15 protein-coding genes are annotated in these 19,971 nt (G+C 63.5%); 11 read left to right on the top strand and 4 right to left on the bottom strand.

What is annotated here, in order from left to right:
* The first annotated feature begins 151 nt into the window (after positions 1–151).
* From pal to ftsH, 4 genes are all read left to right on the top strand, one after another.
* Positions 152–658, top strand: a complete 507-nt coding sequence (gene pal / locus BLS48_RS15105) for a peptidoglycan-associated lipoprotein Pal (RefSeq protein WP_091578775.1) — start codon at positions 152–154, stop codon at positions 656–658.
* Positions 659–882: 224 nt separating this feature from the next.
* A complete protein-coding gene (ybgF, locus tag BLS48_RS15100) occupies positions 883–1,989 on the top strand; it encodes a tol-pal system protein YbgF (protein ID WP_091578774.1) in 1,107 nt (368 codons plus the stop codon).
* Positions 1,989–3,383: a tRNA lysidine(34) synthetase TilS gene (gene tilS, locus BLS48_RS15095; protein ID WP_091578772.1), complete on the top strand. Its 1,395-nt coding sequence runs from the start codon at positions 1,989–1,991 to the stop codon at positions 3,381–3,383. Before ybgF ends, tilS begins: the two co-directional genes overlap by 1 nt.
* Positions 3,384–3,507: 124 nt before the next feature.
* A complete protein-coding gene (gene ftsH, locus BLS48_RS15090; protein WP_091578771.1) occupies positions 3,508–5,436 on the top strand; it encodes an ATP-dependent zinc metalloprotease FtsH in 1,929 nt (642 codons plus the stop codon).
* 440 nt (positions 5,437–5,876) lie between these two features.
* Here the strand turns inward: ftsH and BLS48_RS15085 are convergent, their stop codons facing one another.
* The gene (locus tag BLS48_RS15085; protein WP_091578769.1) at positions 5,877–6,740 is read right to left on the bottom strand and encodes a hypothetical protein; all 864 of its coding nucleotides are present in this window, start codon (positions 6,738–6,740) and stop codon (positions 5,877–5,879) included.
* A 367-nt stretch (positions 6,741–7,107) separates the two neighbouring features.
* Here BLS48_RS15085 and glmM point away from each other — a divergent pair, with 367 nt between their 5' ends.
* The 5 genes from glmM to serA all read left to right on the top strand — a co-directional run bounded on the left by glmM (position 7,108) and on the right by serA (position 13,567).
* Positions 7,108–8,460 (top strand): phosphoglucosamine mutase, encoded by a 1,353-nt coding sequence (gene glmM / locus BLS48_RS15080; protein WP_091578768.1) that lies wholly within the window; start codon positions 7,108–7,110, stop codon positions 8,458–8,460.
* Between the two features lie 238 nt (positions 8,461–8,698).
* Positions 8,699–9,544: an outer membrane protein gene (locus tag BLS48_RS15075; protein ID WP_091578766.1), complete on the top strand. Its 846-nt coding sequence runs from the start codon at positions 8,699–8,701 to the stop codon at positions 9,542–9,544.
* A 209-nt stretch (positions 9,545–9,753) separates the two neighbouring features.
* The gene (locus BLS48_RS15070) at positions 9,754–10,521 is read left to right on the top strand and encodes an outer membrane protein (RefSeq protein ID WP_091578764.1); all 768 of its coding nucleotides are present in this window, start codon (positions 9,754–9,756) and stop codon (positions 10,519–10,521) included.
* Positions 10,522–10,719: 198 nt separating this feature from the next.
* Entirely contained in the window at positions 10,720–11,895 is a 1,176-nt protein-coding gene (locus BLS48_RS15065) for a phosphoserine transaminase (protein WP_091578762.1), read from the top strand.
* Positions 11,896–11,965: 70 nt separating this feature from the next.
* On the top strand, positions 11,966–13,567 hold the full coding sequence (gene serA, locus BLS48_RS15060; RefSeq protein ID WP_091578941.1) for a phosphoglycerate dehydrogenase: 1,602 nt from the start codon (positions 11,966–11,968) through the stop codon (positions 13,565–13,567).
* Positions 13,568–13,622: 55 nt separating this feature from the next.
* Here the strand turns inward: serA and BLS48_RS15055 are convergent, their stop codons facing one another.
* Complete coding sequence (locus BLS48_RS15055; RefSeq protein ID WP_091578760.1) at positions 13,623–14,534, bottom strand: DMT family transporter; 912 nt, start codon at positions 14,532–14,534, stop codon at positions 13,623–13,625.
* 212 nt (positions 14,535–14,746) lie between these two features.
* Between BLS48_RS15055 and BLS48_RS15050 the strand changes: the two genes are divergently transcribed.
* Together BLS48_RS15050 and BLS48_RS15045 are read left to right on the top strand one after the other, a co-directional pair.
* Positions 14,747–16,045, top strand: a complete 1,299-nt coding sequence (locus BLS48_RS15050) for an adenylosuccinate synthase (protein ID WP_091578758.1) — start codon at positions 14,747–14,749, stop codon at positions 16,043–16,045.
* Positions 16,046–16,120: 75 nt separating this feature from the next.
* The gene (locus tag BLS48_RS15045; protein WP_091578756.1) at positions 16,121–17,776 is read left to right on the top strand and encodes a hypothetical protein; all 1,656 of its coding nucleotides are present in this window, start codon (positions 16,121–16,123) and stop codon (positions 17,774–17,776) included.
* A 76-nt stretch (positions 17,777–17,852) separates the two neighbouring features.
* On the opposite strand, the gene BLS48_RS15040 is transcribed toward BLS48_RS15045, so the two are convergent.
* Together BLS48_RS15040 and BLS48_RS15035 are read right to left on the bottom strand one after the other, a co-directional pair.
* Positions 17,853–18,095 (bottom strand): type II toxin-antitoxin system CcdA family antitoxin, encoded by a 243-nt coding sequence (locus BLS48_RS15040; protein WP_091578754.1) that lies wholly within the window; start codon positions 18,093–18,095, stop codon positions 17,853–17,855.
* A gap of 55 nt (positions 18,096–18,150) precedes the next feature.
* Positions 18,151–19,971, bottom strand: coding sequence for an ABC-F family ATP-binding cassette domain-containing protein (locus BLS48_RS15035; RefSeq protein WP_091578753.1), 1,821 nt, complete (start codon positions 19,969–19,971; stop codon positions 18,151–18,153).

The raw sequence follows: 19,971 nt of genomic DNA, 5'->3' as shown, positions 1-19,971 counted from the left end.
CGCGCCAACTGTGGCCCGGATCAAGAGGTTGCGGACGGGCAGCCTAAGCCAGCCTAAACCAAAATTTAACCGTGTTTCTTGAATGCCGGTTAACCCAAACGTGGTTACTGGGTGATCAACGAAATCACTCGAAATACGAAGGAGAGGCGGCATGGGCCGTATCGCAGCACTTACCAGAAACCCGGTCATGATCGCACTGGTGGCGATGCTCGCCATCGCCGGTTGCGCGTCGAAGAAGACGCCGAACAGCGCCGCTGATCTTGGCCTCAACGGCGCTGGCGCGGCAACGCCCGGTTCGGCGCAGGATTTCACCGTCAACATCGGCGACCGCATCTTCTTCGATACGGACTCGACCTCGATCCGTGCCGACGCACAGACGACGCTTTCGCGCCAGGCGCAGTGGCTGAACCAGTACAAGCAGTATGCCATCGTCATCGAAGGCCATGCCGACGAACGCGGCACGCGCGAATACAATCTGGCGCTTGGCGCCCGCCGCGCCGCCGCCACCCGCGACTTCCTCGTCGCCAAGGGTGTCTCGGCCAGCCGCCTCAAGACCATCTCCTACGGCAAGGAGCGTCCGGTCGCGGTCTGCGACGACATCTCCTGCTGGTCGCAGAACCGCCGCGCGGTCACCACGCTCAGCGGCGCCGGTTCCTGAGGCATCGCGAGCCTTGCCGGCGCGTCAAGAGAACGCGCGGCGGCGTAGCGGCAAAAATGCAACATACCCATGCGAAAGGCGGCCTTTGGGCCGCCTTTTTCGTATCTGGCCGCCCGAAACAAAATTTGGCCGAAGTCTCGGGTCCTGCTATGAGCCGAGGGCGCTTGGCCGGTCCCACTTTGATTGGAAGCGCGAACAAGCTAACGATTCACGGCGAGAGGCACATGCATTTGAGATCGGTTCTGAGCGGCACGCTTGCGCTGCTGCTCCTATCAGGCGTCACCGCACTGGCAAGCGGCACAGGGCAATCAACCGACAGCGGCTTTTCCTTTCACCTGCCGACGATCGAGTTGCCCGGCATTTTTGGCGAAAAGAAGCAGCCGGATCAGGTGCAGCTGGCTCAGCAGAGCGGCACCGGTGTGACCGCGCTCGAAGAGCAACTGCGCCAGATGAACGGCAAGATCGAGGAACTCAATTTCCAGGTCCTGCAAATGCAGGAGCAGATCCGCAAGCAGCAGGAAGACAATGAGTTCCGCTTCCAGCAGCTTGAAGGCGGCTCACAAGGTGGCGCGCAGGGCGGACAGCCTCCGGCTCAGAAGAAATCGGACGCCGCCACCGATACCAACACCGACGTGGCGGCGGCTCCGGCAATCCAGGCGCCGGCCGATGCCGGCACCGCGCCCGGCAATAATCAGTCCACAGGGGGCAAGACGGTCGAGGACGTCATCGTCGAATCACCCGATGGTGACCCCGGCAAGGTTATTCCCGGCACGGGAGCGCCGGAAAAGACCTTCGGCAGCATCACCGTCGACAAGAATGGCAATGTGATCGATGCCGGCGGCAACACCCAGGCGGCGGCGCCGGCGCAAGACGCCGCCCCGGCCACCAGCGCCCCGGCCAAGGCCGGTAAGTCCGACGGCACGGTGGTCGCGGCACTGCCCTCCACCAACGATCCCGAAGAACTCTACCGCAACTCCTATCAGTTCATCCTGTCTGGCGATTACAGCACCGCCGAGCAGGGCTTTCGCGACCATATCGCCCGCTTCCCCCGGGATGCGAAGGCGGCTGATGCGCATTACTGGCTGGGCGAATCGCTGCTTGGCCAGCAGAAGTACCGCGACGCTGCCGAGACCTTCCTCGCCGCCAGCAAGGACTACCCGAAGGCCAAGAAGGCTCCCGACATGTTGCTGAAGCTCGGCGTGTCACTGGTCGGCCTCAAGCAGCATGACGTGGCCTGCGCCACCTTCAGCGAGATCGGCAAACGCTATCCCGATATTTCCGGTGCGCTCAAGGAACGCGTCAAGCAGGAGAAGGCTCTGGCTGCCTGCTGATGCTCGACATCGAGCCTGATCTTTCGACCAACCTTTTTTCGCATATCGATTTTACCAGCGGCGCCGTTGCGGCCGTGTCCGGCGGCAGCGACTCGACCGCCCTGCTCCTCCTTCTCAAACAACATCTCGATCGTGTCGCGCCGGCAACGAAGCTGCTGGCGGTGACGATCGATCACGATCTGCGACCTGGTTCGGCGGCGGAAGCGCAGGCGGTGTCGAGGCTGTGCACCACATATGCAATTCCGCATCGCATCCTGACATGGTCGGGACGCAAGCCGTCGGCCGGTCTGCCCGCCGCGGCGCGGGAAGCGCGCTACCGGCTGCTGGCCGAGGCCGCGCAGGCGGAAGGCATCGGCCTGATCCTGACCGGCCATACCGCCGACGACCAGGCGGAAACGGTGCTGATGCGGCAAGCACGCGAGGAAGGACTGGCCCTTGACGAGGGCCGAGGCCATGCCGACACGGCTGGCCGGGGGCTTGCCGGCATGGCGCCGGCCACCCTGTATGACTGGCGCACCTGGATCGTGCGGCCGCTTCTCGGGGTTCGGCGCGAGGCACTGCGCGATGTCCTGCGGCATCGACGCGTCGGCTGGGCCGACGACCCGACCAATGCCAACGAGGCTTTCGAGCGGCCGCGCATGCGGGCGGCGCTCAAGGATGGGAACGGTGCGCAACGCGTCGACGCTGCCCTGGCGCTGGCCGCCCGTGAAGGCAGCGCGCGCACCCAGCTTGGTCTCGACGCCGCGGACTTGATTCGTGATCTCGCAACCCAGCCGGCGGCTGGGCTCATCCGCCTTGACCCGGGCCTGCTGAAGGCCGGCAAGGACCGGGCTGCCGTCTATGCGTTGCGCCTTCTGCTGGCGACGACCGGCGGGGCTGCCTTCCTGCCGGATCAGGCCCGCGGCGAGGCGCTGTTCGACCGGCTGAAGGCCGGATTTCTTTGCGCCACATTGTCGCGGACGGTTGTCGATTACCGGCGCGCCGGCCTCTTCCTGCGCCGCGAGGCGCGTGGCTTGCCGGCCGCCGCCGCAGCTACCGGCAGCGTCGTCTGGGATGGCCGCCGCTGCATTACGTTGAACGACGGCAGCGGCGCATTGTTGATCGCCCCGTTCGGGGCGGCAGCAGCCAAGCGGCTGGCCGTTGGCGAAGGCGAAACCCCGCCAAGCCTGATGCGCGCCGCGTTCGCCGCCGAGCCGGCCTTGTGGCGACCCGGTGAATGCCCTGGTTCGCCGGGGGATGGCCGGGCGCTCACGGTGGTTGAGGCCCGACCAATCGTGGCGCCTTTTGCACGGTTCCTGCCGTCCTTCGATTTGGCGCCGGCGCGGGCTGTTGCCGGGCTGATCGGCGCGGCGCCGCTTCCCGCCCTGCCTTTCAGCGGCCACAGTGCCGGTTGATGATGGGCGAAAGCTTAACCCAGACGTGCTGTTCTGCTTGGCAAGGGGAGGCGCTCTCCCTATGTTAGGCCCAAGTTTCCTCTCATGACGCGTGTCCGCCCTGCGGACGCCAACGGGACAATTGATGAATCCGAATTATCGCAACCTCGCGCTCTGGGCGATCATAGCGGTCCTGCTCATTGCCCTGTTCAATCTGTTCCAGACGCCGCAGACGCGTGGGGCTTCGAGCGATGTGCCTTATTCGCAGTTCCTGCAGGATGTCGCGGCGGGCCGTGTCAAGACGGTGACCATTGCGGGCGCCCGCATCACCGGCACCTACTCGGACAATGCCAGCGGCTTCCAGACCTATTCGCCGGGCGATCCGTCGCTGGTCTCGCGGCTGCAGGACAAGAACGTCACCATCAATGCGCGGCCTGAGACCGACGGTTCCAATTCGCTGTTCGGCTATCTCATCTCATGGCTGCCGATGATCCTCATCCTTGGCGTCTGGATATTCTTCATGCGCCAGATGCAATCCGGCTCGGGACGCGCCATGGGCTTCGGCAAGTCGAAAGCCAAGCTTTTGACCGAGGCGCATGGCCGCGTCACCTTCCAGGACGTTGCCGGCGTCGATGAAGCCAAGGAAGACCTCGAGGAGATCGTCGAGTTCCTGCGCGATCCGCAGAAGTTCCAGCGGCTCGGTGGCAAGATTCCGCGTGGCGTGCTGCTCGTCGGCCCGCCGGGAACCGGCAAGACGCTGCTCGCCCGCTCGGTTGCCGGCGAAGCCAATGTGCCGTTCTTCACCATTTCCGGTTCGGACTTCGTCGAGATGTTCGTCGGCGTCGGCGCCAGCCGCGTCCGTGACATGTTCGATCAAGCCAAGAAGAATGCGCCCTGCATCATCTTTATCGACGAAATCGACGCGGTCGGCCGCCATCGCGGCGCCGGCCTCGGCGGCGGCAATGATGAACGCGAGCAGACGCTGAACCAGTTGCTGGTCGAGATGGACGGCTTCGAATCCAACGAGAGCATCATCCTGATCGCCGCCACCAATCGGCCCGACGTGCTCGACCCGGCGCTGCTGCGTCCGGGCCGCTTCGACCGCCAGGTGGTGGTGCCGAACCCCGACATCGTCGGCCGCGAGAAGATCCTCAAGGTGCATGTGCGCAACGTGCCGCTGGCGCCCAATGTCGACCTCAAGGTTGTCGCCCGTGGCACGCCCGGGTTCTCCGGCGCGGACCTGATGAACCTCGTCAACGAATCGGCGCTGATGGCCGCCCGGCGCAACAAGCGCCTCGTGACCATGGCGGAGTTCGAGGACGCCAAGGACAAGATCATGATGGGCGCCGAGCGCCGCTCGTCGGCCATGACCCAGGCCGAGAAGGCGTTGACCGCCTACCACGAAGCCGGTCATGCCATCCTCGCGCTCAACGTGCCGTCGGCCGATCCGCTGCACAAGGCCACCATCATCCCGCGTGGCCGGGCGCTCGGCATGGTCATGCAGTTGCCGGAAGGCGACCGCTATTCGATGAGCTACAAATACATGATCTCGCGCCTCGCCATCATGATGGGTGGCCGCGTCGCCGAGGAGTTCAAGTTCGGCAAGGAGAACATCACCTCCGGCGCCTCCTCGGACATCGAGCAGGCGACCAAGCTGGCGCGCGCCATGGTCACGCGCTGGGGCTTCTCTGACAAGCTCGGCCATGTCGCCTATGGCGACAACCAGGAAGAGGTATTCCTCGGCCATTCGGTGGCGCGTACGCAGAATGTCTCGGAAGAGACGGCGCAGATCATCGATGCCGAGGTGCGCCGCCTGATCGACGAGGCCTATTCGACGGCGAAGTCCATCCTGACGAAGAAGAAGAAGGAATGGATCGCGCTGGCGGAAGGGCTGCTCGAATACGAGACGCTCTCCGGCGAAGAGATCAAACAGCTGATCGCCGGCCACAAGCCTTCCCGCGACCTCGGCGACGATACGCCGCCCAGCCGTGGCTCGGCCGTGCCGAAGTCCGGCGGCCGCCGCAAGAAGGGGCCCGAGCCCGAAGGCGGCATGGAACCGCAGCCATCGAGCTGAGTTGGGCCAAGAGGCTGATTCGCAGGAAACGCCGCGGCTTTTGTCCGCGGCGTTTTTTTTTCATGAAGGCTTTTGCTGACGGTCTATCCTGCTTCAATGCCTGTCAATTGTTGACGCCGCCGCCGCCCTCATTGCCCCGCCGGGCGTTCGTCACTCGAAAAGCCAAGCAATTGGCTTTTCGTCCGCTTCGCGGACCGCTCCTCAACCCCCCGTATAGTGACGGGGAGAAGGGGCTGGTCGCAACCTTGGTGCCCTTCTTGCACCGCTTGCGATTGGCGAAACCATCGATGACAGCGCCCCTCTCCCCGTCTACGGGGAGAGGATGCCGGCAGGCAGGGGCGGCGCCACCGAGGGCGGAATGGCTCGCTCGGCAGTTGACAAGAAAAAGCCCGCGAACCTTGCGGTTCGCGGGCTTTGCGTTGTTCAGATGTCGTTGTCGCTCAGCCCTTCAGCTTGGCATTGCACAGGCTGTAGAAGCCGCCGCCCTTCTGGATCCACTTCAGGCCGCCAAGCGCGTTTGCGTCCTTGAGGGCATAGTACTGGTCGAGGCAAGTATGCATGCGGCCCTTTCCGGGGGTCTCGCTGGCATATTTCGGGGAGATCGCGGACGGGAACGTGACGCCCTTGGGCGCAACCGTCGTCGGCTTTGCCGGCTCCTTGGTGTAATTCGCCTCGCTGGGCGCAGGCACGGTATCGTCATCGGATGCGCTGGCGCCGCATTCCGTCTTGCGGAAGTCGTTCCACTTCATGCCCTTCAGCGTATTCGCCGTCTTGGCCGCCTGGTACTTGGTGCTGCATTCAGCCATGGTCAGACCCTTGCCGCCATTGTCGGCAGGAGCAGCCGCGGCCTTGGTGGTTGCCGGCTTGGTGTCAGCGGCGGCGGATGCGCCGGCGGCGCATTCGGCCTTGCGGAAGTCGTTCCACTTCATGCCGTTCAGCGTACCGGCGGCCTTTGCCGCCTGGTACTTGGCGCTGCATTCCTTCGCCGTCAGGCCCTTGGCCGTGCTGTCGGCCGCCGCGGCGGTGGCCGCCTTGGTCGTCTTGGCCGGCTTCGTTTCAGCTGCCTTCTTGGTGTCTGTTGCCTTCTTGGTGTCTGCTGCCTTGGTATCGGTGGTGGCCGCGGCGTCGGTGCCGCACTGAGCCTTGCGGAACTGGTTCCAGGTCTGCCCGGCGAGTGTCCCCGCGTCCTTGGCGGCGTTGTACTTCGTGCTGCACTCGGCCATCGTCAGCGCGTTGGCTGGCGCAGCCAGGAACAACGTTACGACGGCGAGGCCGGTCAGAGTGGCAAGTCGGTGGATGAGCATAGCGTTTCTCCGTTGCAGCAGCCCATGATACGTCCCGGCAAATCAATAACGCTCAACGGCCGGTTGCGCCAGATGCTAAGTTGCGTATATATCGCCGAAAGTCGGCTCCTCTCTATAAGGTGATGAAATTGTTGGACGTTGCCGGCTTCCGAGCAAGATTTTCCAGGTGCATCTGTGCTGAAGGGCTCGCATAACTGGTATACTGAACTGCCGCAGTCCAGCATGTTGGCGTGAGGCCATATTGTGCGCAGTGCACAACAATGATTTTCTAAGGATTGGTAACATATAATCACACAATGTGATCATAACGCCCTGGCCAATTGTGGCATGACGTGCCGGGGAAGAACTGTCGAGGAAACTGGTTAGCATGGCAGGAAATTACTTCGGCACGGACGGTATTCGCGGGCGTGCCAACAAGTTTCCAATGACGGCGGAGATCGCCATGCGGGTCGGCATGGCCGCCGGCCTTTCGTTCCAACGCGGCAACCATCGTCACCGCGTCGTGCTGGGCAAGGATACCAGGCTTTCAGGCTACATGATCGAGAACGCGATGGTGTCGGGCCTGTGCGCCGCGGGCATGGACGTGTTCCTGCTCGGCCCGATCCCGACGCCGGCGGTCGCCATGCTGGTGCGTTCGCTGCGCGCCGACATCGGCGTCATGATCTCGGCCTCGCACAATCCCTACTACGACAACGGCATCAAGCTGTTCGGCCCCGACGGCTACAAGCTCTCCGACGAGATCGAGGAGCGCATCGAGGGCATGCTCGACAAGGATATCGAACTGTCACTCGCCGATTCCGACGGGCTTGGCCGCGCCAAGCGCGTCGACGGCGTCCATGACCGCTATATCGAATTCGCCAAGCGCACCTTGCCGCGCTCGATGTCGCTTTCGGGCCTCAGGATCGTTGTCGATTGCGCCAATGGCGCGGCCTACAAGGTGGCGCCCGAGGCGCTGTGGGAACTCGGCGCCGAAGTGGTCGCCATCAATGTCGAACCCAACGGCTTCAACATCAATAAGGAGTGCGGCTCGACCCACCCCGCCGGCCTGCAGAAGAAAGTGCACGAGGTGCGCGCCGATATCGGCATAGCGCTCGATGGCGATGCCGACCGTGTCGTCATTGTCGACGAGAACGGCGCGATCGTCGATGGCGACCAGATCATGGCGCTGATCGCCGAATCCTGGCAGCAGAGCGGGCGGCTTGCCGGTGGCGGCGTCGTCTCGACCGTCATGTCCAACCTCGGCCTCGAACGTTTCCTTGGCGACATGAACCTGCAATTGCACCGCACCAAGGTCGGTGACCGCTATGTCGTGGAGCATATGCGCGCGCACGGGCTGAACGTTGGCGGTGAGCAGTCGGGCCATATCGTGCTGTCGGATTTCTCGACCACCGGCGACGGCCTCGTTTCGGCGCTGCAGGTGCTGGCCTGTATCAAGCGGCAGGGGCGGCCGGTCAGCGAGCTGTCGAAGAAATTCGAGCCGGTGCCGCAACTGCTGAAGAACGTCCGTATTTCCGGCGGCAAGCCGCTCGAGGAAGCGCCGGTCAAGGCAGCCATTGAAGATGCCCGTCACCGCCTCGGCAAGGCCGGGCGCCTGGTCATCCGGCCATCCGGCACCGAGCCGCTGATCCGCGTCATGGCCGAGGGCGACGACCCACAACTCGTCGAGGCCGTCGTTAACGAAATCGTCGACATCATTTCGGAAACACGTAGCGCCGCCTGATCCCCATCGCGCCCCGGCACCTTCACCTGTTTCAAGCCCGCCATCCGGCGGGCTTTTTATTGGCCGCCGGTCACTCCCGCGCCTCGAAAATCAAGACTTGATTCCTCGAATTTTCGAGATTCGTGGTTAAGCAACAGGGTTAAACGCCTTTTAACCTTTGCAATTCATTATCCACGACAGAAAGCCAAATTGCATTTCGGACACGATCGCCGTTCCGAACTTCTCAGGGGTGACAAGCATGTTCAATACAGCAAGAAGGGCCTTGTTCGCCGCGCTGTTCGCGGGCGTGGCAGGACCGGTGTTCGCAGCCGATCTAGCGGAGCCGCCGGTGGTCGAAGAGGCTCCGCCGCAGGCGGTCTACGAGCAGCCGGCTCAGGAGTATGGTGGCTGGTACATTCGCGGCGACGTCGACTATCACTGGTCGAAGTTCGGAGGCGCCGACTACATCACTTACGGAACGACGCCGAGTACCGGCACCTTCGCGACGGGCACACTGAAAAGTGCCTTCTCGGCCGGCGCCGGTGTCGGTTACCAGATCAACCAGCACTTCCGCACCGACCTCACAGCCGACTGGCTGAGCAGTTCGAATTTCCGTGGCTCGACCAACGGTTTCTGCGGAGTGGCACAGACCCCCTGTACTTCGACCGACACGTCGTCGTATTCGGCCTTGCTGTTGCTTGCCAACGCCTATGTCGACATTGGCACCTGGCATGGGGTGACGCCTTATGTCGGCGCCGGCATCGGCGGCGCCTGGATGAAATGGGATACGTTGCACAACAGCGATAGCGATGGTGACTTCTTCCATAACGGCGGCAAGGGCTGGCGTTTTGCCTACGCGCTGATGGCCGGCGCGTCCTACTGTCTGACCGACCGCGTCAAGCTCGATGTCGGCTACCGCTATAGCCACATCAACGGCGGCAAGATGTTCGACTACGACTCAGCCAGCAATGTCGGACCCGGCTATGACAACGGCATCAACGTGCACGAAGTGCGCGGTGGCCTGCGCTACCAGTTCGGCAGGTCGGACTGCGCTCCGCCGCCGGAACCCTATGTGCCCGAGCCGGAGCCGGTCTACACCAAGTAGTCGCTTCGAATATCCAGGAATTCGTCGACCGCCCGGCATCTGCCGGGCGGTTTTCGTTTGCGTTGTCTCGAATGAAATCCTGGCCGAAATCAATTCGCTAACGCTCTGTTAGCCTTAACCGGGACTTAACCACTATGGTTAACAATGGCTCTTGAAACGATGGCTGCTGTCCTGATTGCGGGCTGCGCCAAATTCGGGAGTCGGGGACCATGAAATTCACATCGCGTATGGCGCTTGCCGCACTCGGCCTCATGCCGCTGACGCCCGCGCTCGCTGCCGACTATGATCCGCCGATCTATGTCGACCAGGCGCCAGACTATGTGCCGGTCGAGGTAGGCTCCGGATGGTATCTGCGCGGCGATGTCTCCTATCTGGTGCAGAAGAGCTTCAAGAATGGGGATTTTACCTTCCCGTCGGCGATCAACAACGAAAACTTTAGCGAGAGCGAAGACGCATATTTTGCGAGCGTCGGCTTCGGATATCATTTCAATGACTATCTCCGCGCCGACCTTAACCTCGGCTACTTTCCTGGCAACAAAGTTAACTTCAGCTATGATGATACGGCAACCGCGACGCCGTCGATCGTGGCATCGGGAAATCTCAAGAATTACGCGATCGCAGGCATACTCAACGGCTATGTCGATCTTGGCACATATGTCGGCATCACGCCTTATCTCGGCGCCGGCATCGGTATCGTCCGCAGCACGCGCAAACTGTCAGCGAGCTACACCGACCTCAATGACTCCGCCAACAGTTTCGCCGTGCAGGATAACAAGTCTCAGTATTCGCTGGCATATACGCTCAATGCAGGTCTTGCCTATCAAGTGTCCAAGAATGTCTCGGTCGACCTGGGCTATCAGTATTTTTCCGCTCCGAGCGCGGAGTATGTGACGGCCGAAAGCCTGACCTCCTTCCCGGTCAAGAAGGGGATCAGCAATCATCAGGTCAAGCTGGGACTGCGCTACGATCTCTGGTAGGCTGGCCCCAACCAAGAACTTTGGCGGCGGATCTCTCGGTCCGCCGTTTGCGTTTGAAGGCGACATCCTGATCACGGAACGCCGGTATCCTGCCAACGACAAAAACTTTCCTCTTGACGCCCGAGGCCTGAACGCATATCGCCGTCCGTGGGCCACCCCTCCCCAACGAGGGGCCACTATCTGGAAGGATAGACCACGATGACGTCGCATACGAAGCCCGGACTCCGTCCGGCAAATCCCAATTTTTCCTCAGGTCCCTGCGCAAAGCGCCCCGGCTGGTCGGTCGAGACGCTGAAGGCCGCCGCGCTCGGCCGTTCCCATCGCGCCAAGATCGGCAAGACCAAGCTCGAGCAGGCGATCACGCTGACGCGGGAGATTCTCCAGGTCCCGGCGGACTACCGCATCGGCATCGTTCCGGCATCGGACACCGGCGCGGTCGAGATGGCGCTGTGGTCGCTGCTGGGCGAACGCGGTGTCGACATGGTCGCCTGGGAGAGCTTTGGCTCCGGCTGGGTCACCGATGTGGTCAAGCAGCTGAAACTCGCCGATGTCCGCAAGATCGAAGCCGACTACGGCCGATTGCCGGACCTTGCGAAAATCGATTTCGACCGTGACGTGGTCTTCACCTGGAACGGCACCACCTCAGGCGTGCGCGTGCCGAACGGCGATTTCATCCCGGCGGACCGCAAGGGTCTGACGATCTGTGACGCCACCTCGGCGGCGTTCGCGCAAAGACTTGATTTCAGCAAACTCGACGTCGTGACCTTCTCCTGGCAGAAAGTGCTGGGCGGCGAGGGCGCGCACGGCATGCTGATCCTGTCGCCGCGCGCCGTCGAGCGGCTGGAGAGCTACAAGCCGGCCTGGCCGCTGCCGAAGATCTTCCGCCTGACTTCGGGTGGCAAACTGATCGAAGGCATCTTCAAGGGCGAAACCATCAACACGCCGTCGATGCTGTGCGTCGAGGATTATATCGACGCGCTGCACTGGGCGAAGTCGATCGGCGGCCTCGACGCGCTGGTCGCCAGAGCGGATGCCAATGCGGCCGTCCTCGATGGCTTTGTCGGCAAGTCCTCATGGCTTGGTCATCTCGCCGTCGAGCCGGCGACGCGGTCGAACACCTCCGTCTGCCTGTCCTTCACCGATCCGGATGTGGCGGCGCTCGACGCCGACGGACAGGCGGCTTTCGCCAAGGGGCTGGTGTCGGTGCTCGACAAGGAAGGTGTCGCCTACGACATCGGCGCCTATCGCGATGCGCCGCCAGGCCTGCGCATCTGGTGTGGCGCGACGGTCGAAACGTCGGATCTCGAAGCACTGCTGCCCTGGCTCGACTGGGCCTTTGCCGCGCAGAAGGCATCGCTGAAAGCAGCGGCCTGAGATCATTCGCGGCGGCCTTCGGGCCGCCGATCCCCCTAACGGACAAAATCCCATTTTGAAGGAGGCCGCCATGGCGCCCCGCGTTCTCGTCTCGGATAAACTCTCTCCTACCGCCGTGCAGATCTTCAAGGATCGCGGCGTCGAGGTCGACTACCTGCCCGATCTCGGCAAGGACAAGGAAAAGCTGCTCGAAGTGATCGGCCAGTATGATGGCCTTGCCATCCGCTCGGCGACGAAAGTCACCGAGAAGCTGATCAACGCAGCCACCAAGCTCAAGGTCATCGGCCGCGCCGGCATCGGCGTCGACAATGTCGATATCCCGGCGGCGAGCCGCAAGGGTATCATCGTCATGAACACGCCCTTCGGCAATTCGATCACCACCGCCGAACATGCGGTCGCGATGATCTTCGCGCTCGCCCGCCAGATCCCGGAAGCCAATGCCTCGACCCATGCCGGCAAGTGGGAGAAGAACCGCTTCATGGGCGTCGAGATCACCGGCAAGACGCTGGGCGTCATCGGCTGCGGCAACATCGGCTCGATCGTCGCAACGCGCGGCGTCGGCCTGAAGATGCACGTCATCGCCTTCGACCCGTTCCTGTCGGACAAGCGTGCCGAGGAGCTCGGTGTCGACAAGGTGGAATTGGAGGAGCTCTTTGCCCGCGCGGACTTCATCACGCTGCACACGCCGTTGACCGACAAGACGCGCAACATCATCGATGCCGCGGCAATCGCCAAGATGAAGAACGGCGTGCGCATCATCAACTGCGCCCGTGGCGGGCTGATCGTCGAGGCCGACCTGGTCGCGGCGCTGAAGAGCGGCAAGGTGGCGGGCGCCGGCATCGACGTGTTCGAGGTCGAGCCGGCCGAGAACAATGAATTGTTCGGCATGGAAAATGTGGTGGCGACACCGCATCTCGGCGCCTCGACCGCCGAGGCGCAAGAGAATGTCGCGCTGCAGGTCGCCGAGCAGATGGCCGACTATCTGATCAAGGGCGCTGTCTCCAACGCCATCAACATGCCGTCGATCACCGCCGAGGAAGCGCCGCGGCTCAAACCCTTCGTCAAGCTCGCCGAAGTGCTCGGCGCCTTTGTCGGCCAGGTCACCGAAGATCCGATCAAGGAGGTGGAGATCCTGTTCGACGGGTCGACCGCGACGATGAACACGCGCGCTCTGATCAGCGCCGCCCTTGCCGGACTGATCCGGCCGCAGGTCTCCGACGTCAACATGGTTTCGGCGCCGATCATGGTGAAGGAGCGCGGCATCATCGTCGCCGAGGTCAAGCGCGACAAATCGGGCGTGTTCGACGGCTACATCAAGCTGACGGTCACGACCGAGCACATGACGCGCTCGATCGCCGGCACCTGCTTCTCCGATGGCAAGCCGCGCTTCATCCAGATCAAGGGCATCAATCTCGACGCCGAGGTTGGCCAGCACATGCTCTACACCACCAATGCTGACGCCCCCGGCATCATCGGCCTGCTGGGCACGGTCTGCGGTGAGAACGGCGTCAACATCGCCAACTTCCAGCTTGGCCGCAACCGGCCGGGCGGCGACGCCATCGCGTTGCTCTATCTCGACGCACCGTTCCCGGAGAAGGTGCTGGAGCAGGTGAAGGCGCACAAGTCGATCGACTCGGCCAAGCGGCTGCAGTTCGACGTCAACGCGATGTGACCGGACTTGCCATGAAGGATCGAAAGGCGCGGCGTGGTCCGCGCCTTTTTGGCGTTCAGCGTGTTCTGGCCGATGCCAGGTAGGCCATCTTCCGGCCGCTGTATTCGGCAAGCCCGATACCGCCCAGCACGAGCACCAGCGCCAATGCCTGATAGAGCTGAAACGTCTCGCCGACGATCAGCACGGAAAGCAGCGTGCCGAAGATCGGCACCAGATTGATGAACAGGCCGGCGCGGTTGGCGCCGATCAGTTCGTTGCCCCTGATGTAGAAGATCTGCGAGATGACCGAGGCGCCGATCGCGGTATAGACGATGACTGTCCAGCCGCGCGCGTCGGGCACGATGACCTTGCCGGCGGCGATCTCCCACAGGAAGAAGGGCAGCGAGGTGATGAGCGCGGCGACCGACATGGCCAGCATCAGGCTCTGCCAGTGCATCACCGGCTTCAGCCGCAACCCGACCGAATAGCCGCTGTAGAGAAGCACGGCGACCAGCATGATGGCGTCGCCGAAGTTGAGCTCCAGCGTCAGCAGCCGGCGCGGATCGCCGTGGCAGGCGGTCAGGATCACGCCGGCGATGGTCAGCACGACGCCGGCGATCTGCGCCCAGTTCACGCGCAAACGGAAGAAGACGAAATTGGCGATGATGATCAGGATCGGCATCGCCGCCTGCTCGATCGAGACGTTGATCGCCGTCGTGTAGTTGAGCGCCGTGTAGAAAATGGTGTTGAACAAGGTGAAGCCGCTGGCGCCAAGCGCGGACAGGACGAACCAGTGCTTGCGCACCACCGGCCAGTCCTTCCGTATCGTCTGAAAGCCGATCGGCAGCATGATCAGCACGGCCAGCACCCAGCGCAGGAAGACGAGCGTCATCGGCGAGACGTGGTCGACCGCCAGCTTGCCGGCCACCGAATTGCCGCCCCACAGCAAGGTGGTCAACAGCAGGAATATGTAGGCGCTTCGATGCATCGCGGGGTTCCGGCCGCGGGAGATGATCTGCGGTCTTGCCGACCTATTGCCCCCGTTCGCCCAAGTAAATGATGTCAAAGCCGAAAATTGTTGTGCCTCAGGGCAATTTCGGCGGCAAAGAAAGGTCGCGCTCGCGAGGTGTTGACGTTATAGAGGCCTGTCGTTTTGAACAGTCTTCCAGCCGCCGCGCGGCGTCTCAAGGGAAAAGAAACATGGCCAATGTGGTGGTCGTCGGCTCGCAATGGGGCGACGAAGGCAAGGGCAAGATCGTCGACTGGCTGTCGGAGCGTGCCGATGTCGTGGTGCGTTTTCAAGGCGGTCACAATGCCGGCCACACGCTGGTCGTCGACGGCAAGGTCTACAAGCTGTCGCTGTTGCCGTCGGGCGTGGTGCGCCAGGGCAAGCTGTCCATCATCGGCAATGGCGTCGTCTTCGACCCGCACGCTTTCGTCGCCGAAGTGGCGAAGCTCAAGGCACAAGGTGTCGAAGTGACGCCGGATCGCCTGAAAATAGCCGAAAACACAGCGCTTATCCTGTCGCTGCACCGGGAGCTGGACGGATTCCGCGAGGACGCCGCCTCCAATTCCGGAACGAAGATTGGCACGACCCGCCGCGGCATCGGTCCCGCCTACGAGGACAAGGTGGGACGGCGCGCGGTCAGGGTGATGGATCTGGCGGATTTGGAAACACTGCCCTTGAAGGTCGACAGGCTGCTGACGCACCACAATGCGCTGCGCCGGGGGCTCGGCCATGCCGAAGTTACGCATGACGCGATCATGCATGAGCTGACCTCGGTCGCGGCCGAGATCCTGCCCTATATGGACCGCGTCTGGAAGATTCTCGACGACAAGCGCCGGGCCGGCGAGCGCATCCTGTTCGAAGGCGCGCAGGGCACGCTGCTCGACATCGACCACGGCACCTATCCCTTTGTCACTTCATCCAACACAGTCGCCGGCCAGGCGGCCGCCGGCTCCGGCGTCGGTCCGAGCGCCATCGGCTATGTGCTCGGCATCACCAAGGCCTACACGACGCGCGTCGGCGAAGGTCCGTTTCCGACCGAGCAGAAAAACGAGATCGGCGAGTTCCTCGGCACGCGCGGCCATGAATTCGGCGTCGTCACCGGCCGCAAGCGCCGCTGCGGCTGGTTCGACGCGGTGCTGGTGCGCCAGGCCGTCGCCGTCAACGGCATCAAGGGCATCGCGCTGACCAAGCTCGACGTGCTCGACGGGCTGGACGAGATCAAGGTCTGCACCGGCTACCGCCTCGACGGCGAGATGATCGACTATCTGCCGGCCAGCCAGGGTGCGCAGGCGCGCGTCGAGCCGGTCTACGAGACGCTGGAGGGCTGGAAAGGCACCACCGCCGGCGCGCGCAGCTGGAACGATCTGCCGGCCCAGGCCGTCAAATATGTCCGTTACATCGAGGAGCTGATCGGCGCACCCGTCGCGCTCCTGTCCACCAGCCCGGAACGGGACGACACGATACTTGTGACCGATCCGTTTCAAGACTAGTTTCTGAAGCCTTTCCGGGCATCGCGGCTGATTTGCGGGGGCTGGCGCGGAAACAAAATACAGGTCGACTGAAGCATGGCAGATTTCGTTGCTGTTCTGAAAAAGGCGCTCGACAAGTACGGCGATCCGACGCCCGAAACGCGCACGCGGACCTACGATGGCGCTCGTTCCGCGCTCGTCAAGAAACTTGCGGAGTTTTCGCCACCGCTGTCCGCCGAGGTCATAGCCAAGCAGAAGCGCTCCCTGGAAGATGCTATCACGAGTGTCGAGCGGGACTATGCCAAGGGCGTGCCGGAGACGGATCCGCTCGCCGAGCTGGAACACATCTTTTCTTCCATCGACCGCAACAAGAACCAGCCGAGCCACGCGCGCCAGCCGGTGAAGGCGGAGCCTGCGTGGCCGGCGCCTCCCGCCCCCAAACCAGAGCCTTACCGGCCAGCGCCGCCGCCCGCAGCTAAGGCCGAGCCAAGCTGGCCAAAGCCGACGCCGGCCCCTTCCGTGCCTTCCCGCGCCGACGCGACCCATGCGGGGATGGACGGTGAGGCGGATGACGACGAGGTCGATGTCTTTGCCAGCAACGAAGAGCCGGTGTCGGACACCTTCCAGCGCCTGCGCCCCGCCGAACGGAAGCGCAGCTATGGCGGGCTGATCGCCGCCGTCGCTGTCTTGCTGGTCGTTGCCGGCGGTGGCTACGGCATCTGGCTCAACAAGGATGCCTTCAGCAAGATGCTGGGGCTTGACGGTACCAAGGTCGCGAAGACCGAACCGGTCAAACCGGCGCCGGCCAAACCAGCGACCGACGCCGCCGCTCCGGCGCCCGCGGCGGGCGGCACCGAAGCCGAAGGCACGAAGTTCACCCAACGGCTGACGCCGCAGGGCAGTGAAGTCGACCCCGGCCCGGCCGCTGGACAGAGCGGCATAGGCGAGGGTGAATCGGTTGCCGCGTTGACCACGCCGCCATCGGCGACGAACGCGCCGGCGATTCCCGCACCTGCCGCCGACACCCCAGCCGCTGCCGCACCGGCTGCGACGACGCCGCCTGCGGCGGGCGCCGCGCCTGCGACACCGCCTGCCAACGGAGCCGCACCAGCGGCGCCGGCCGATGCCGCCGCCCCGCCAGCACCGGCGGGTGCCGCGCCAACGGCGCCGGCGGCCGCGCCGGCGCAGGCCGCGTTGCCGGTCGGCCAGAAGGCGATCTTCTATGAAGAGCGCACCAGCACCGCCCAGGGGTCGGCGGAGCCGGGCAATATCGTGTGGTCGCTGGTGCAGGAATCGCCCGGCGGCGACCTGCCACCCGAGCCAGCGATCCGCGCCGAGGCAACCATTCCCGGCAAGGACATCCAGTTGCGCATGACCATCCGGCGCAACACCGACCAGACCCTGCCGGCCAGCCATATCATCGAGATGATCTTCCTGACGCCCGACGGCTTCGAGGGCGGCGGCGTCGACAACATCCTGCGCGTCGCCATGAAAAGCTCCGAACAGGATGCCGGCAGTCCGCTGATCGGCATTCCGGCCAAGATCGCCGACGGCTTCTTCCTCGTCGCGCTCAACGACACCAAGGCCGATGAGGATGCCAATCTGACCTTGCTGCGTGGCCAGGACTGGATCGACGTGCCGGTGGTCTACAAGACCGGACGGCGGGCGCTGCTGACCATGGAAAAGGGCATTCCCGGCGAGAAGGTGTTCGACGAAGCGATCAAGGCCTGGCAGGCGAAGACGGCGGGCTGAGAAGGCCTTTTGGTGGATGCGGTTGGGTGCCCTCTCAGAAGCCGTCAGAGGGCTGGCCGGAGATTGCGGCGCGGCATTAAAACAGCCGATACTTGGCTAAGGGCAGTCCATTTCGACTGACATAGTCGTTCCAGCCTGCAATGGTGTCCTTGTTCTCTTCCTGCCATCGATGCGTCTTTTCCGCAGCAATCGCTTTCGCGATGCCCGCCTCGGCGGCGCGCGAGATGTCGATGCCCAAGGCTTTGGCATCTTCGATCAGCTGAGAACTGATTGGTATATTGACCGATCTTCGCAGTGGTTTCGATTTCGGCCGAAGCACGGAGTTTGCCTCCTCTTAAGCGTCCAATATTGACGCATAAAACTGGCGCACGCCACTACCCTTCCATTTCCTCGCGCAGCATCTCCAGCTCCAGCCATTCCTCCTCCAGCGCAGCCAGCGTCGCGCGCTCCTTGTCGAGGGCGGCGATGGTCTTCTGGAACGAGGCCGGATCGCGCTCGTAATAGGCTGGATCGGCGATGTTGTTTTCCAGTCGCGAGATCGAAGCGGTCACCGCCTCGATTTTCTTGGGCAGCGATTCCAAAGCGAATTTCTGCTTGAACGACAGTTTTTTCGCGAGTCCCTTTGGGGCGGCGGCCTCGCTCTTGCCCGCCGCCGGCGCATCGCCGGCCTCAGCCTTGGCACGGGCCTTGCGGTCGTCGAGCCTGGTGCCGCCGCGCTGCGCCAGCATGTCGGAATAGCCGCCGGCATATTCGATCCAGCGGCCGGCACCGTCGGGCGCGATGATGCTGGTGACGGTGCGGTCGAGGAAGTCGCGATCATGGCTGACCAGGATGACCGTGCCGGCAAAACCGGCGACCAGTTCCTGCAACAGTTCCAGCGTCTCCATGTCGAGATCGTTGGTCGGCTCATCGAGCACCAGAAGGTTTGCCGGTCGCGCCAGCACGCGCGCCAGCAGCAGGCGCGCCCGTTCGCCGCCGGAAAGCTCGCGCACCGGCGTGCGCGCCTGCTCCGGCTTGAACAGGAAATCCTTCATGTAGGAGACGACATGGCGCTGCTCGCCATTGATGACGAGGTTCTCGCCGCGCCCGTCGGTGAGATACTGCGCCAGCGTCTCCTGCGGGTCGACCGCCTCGCGCTTCTGGTCGAGCGTGGCGATCTCCAGATTGGTGCCGAGCCGCACGGAACCGGCATCCGGCTTCATCTCGCCGGTCAGCATCTTCAGCAGCGTCGTCTTGCCGGCGCCGTTCGGCCCGACCAGGCCGACGCGATCGCCGCGCTGGATGCGGGTCGAAAACCCCTTGACCACGGTCAGATCGCCAAAACTCTTCTCGATGTTCTTGGCTTCGATCACCAGCTTGCCGGACTCGGTGGCGTCGCTCGCCACCATCGTGGCCGAGCCTTCGGCGCCGCGATGGCCGCGGAAGCGCTGGCGCATGGTCTGCAGTTCGCCGAGCCGGCGCATGTTGCGCTTGCGCCGCGCCGTCACGCCATAGCGCAGCCAATGTTCTTCGCGCACGATCTGGCGGCCGAGCTTGTGCTGCTCGCGTTCCTCCTCTTCCAGCACCTGGTCGCGCCATTCCTCGAAGTGGCCAAAGCCCTTGTCCAGTCTGCGGGTCTGGCCGCGATCGAGCCAGATGGTGGCGCGAGATACGCGCTCGAGGAAGCGGCGGTCGTGCGAGATGACGACCAGTGCCGAGGAGGTGCGGACGAGCTCCTCTTCCAGCCATTCGATGACAGACAGGTCGAGATGGTTGGTAGGCTCGTCGAGCAGCAGAATGTCGGGCTCCGGCGCCATGACGCGGGCAAGGGCCGCGCGCCTGGCCTCGCCGCCGGAAAGATCGTTCGGCCGCTCCTCCCCCGTGAGACCGAGATGCTCCATCAAATAGCTGGCGCGGTAGGGATCGTCGGCAGGACCAAGCCCCGCCTCGACATAGGCGCGGACCGTCGCGAAACCCTCCATGTCGGGCATCTGCGGCAAATAGCGGACGGTCGCCGAAGGTTGGCGGAAAACCTCGCCGTCCTGCGGTTCGATCAGGCCGGCGGCGATCTTCAGCAGCGTCGACTTGCCGGAACCGTTGCGGCCGACCAGCGCGATCTTGTCGCCGGCCGAAGCCGTCAAGGCGGCACCATCGAGCAGCGGCGTGCCGCCGAAGGTCAGTTTTATCCCGTCGAGATTGAGAAGGGGCGGGGCCAT

It is taken from the genome of Mesorhizobium qingshengii (genome assembly GCF_900103325.1).
In the GTDB taxonomy this organism is placed as follows: Bacteria; Pseudomonadota; Alphaproteobacteria; order Rhizobiales; family Rhizobiaceae; genus Mesorhizobium; species Mesorhizobium qingshengii.
This window is presented reverse-complemented; position numbering and strand designations above follow the sequence as displayed.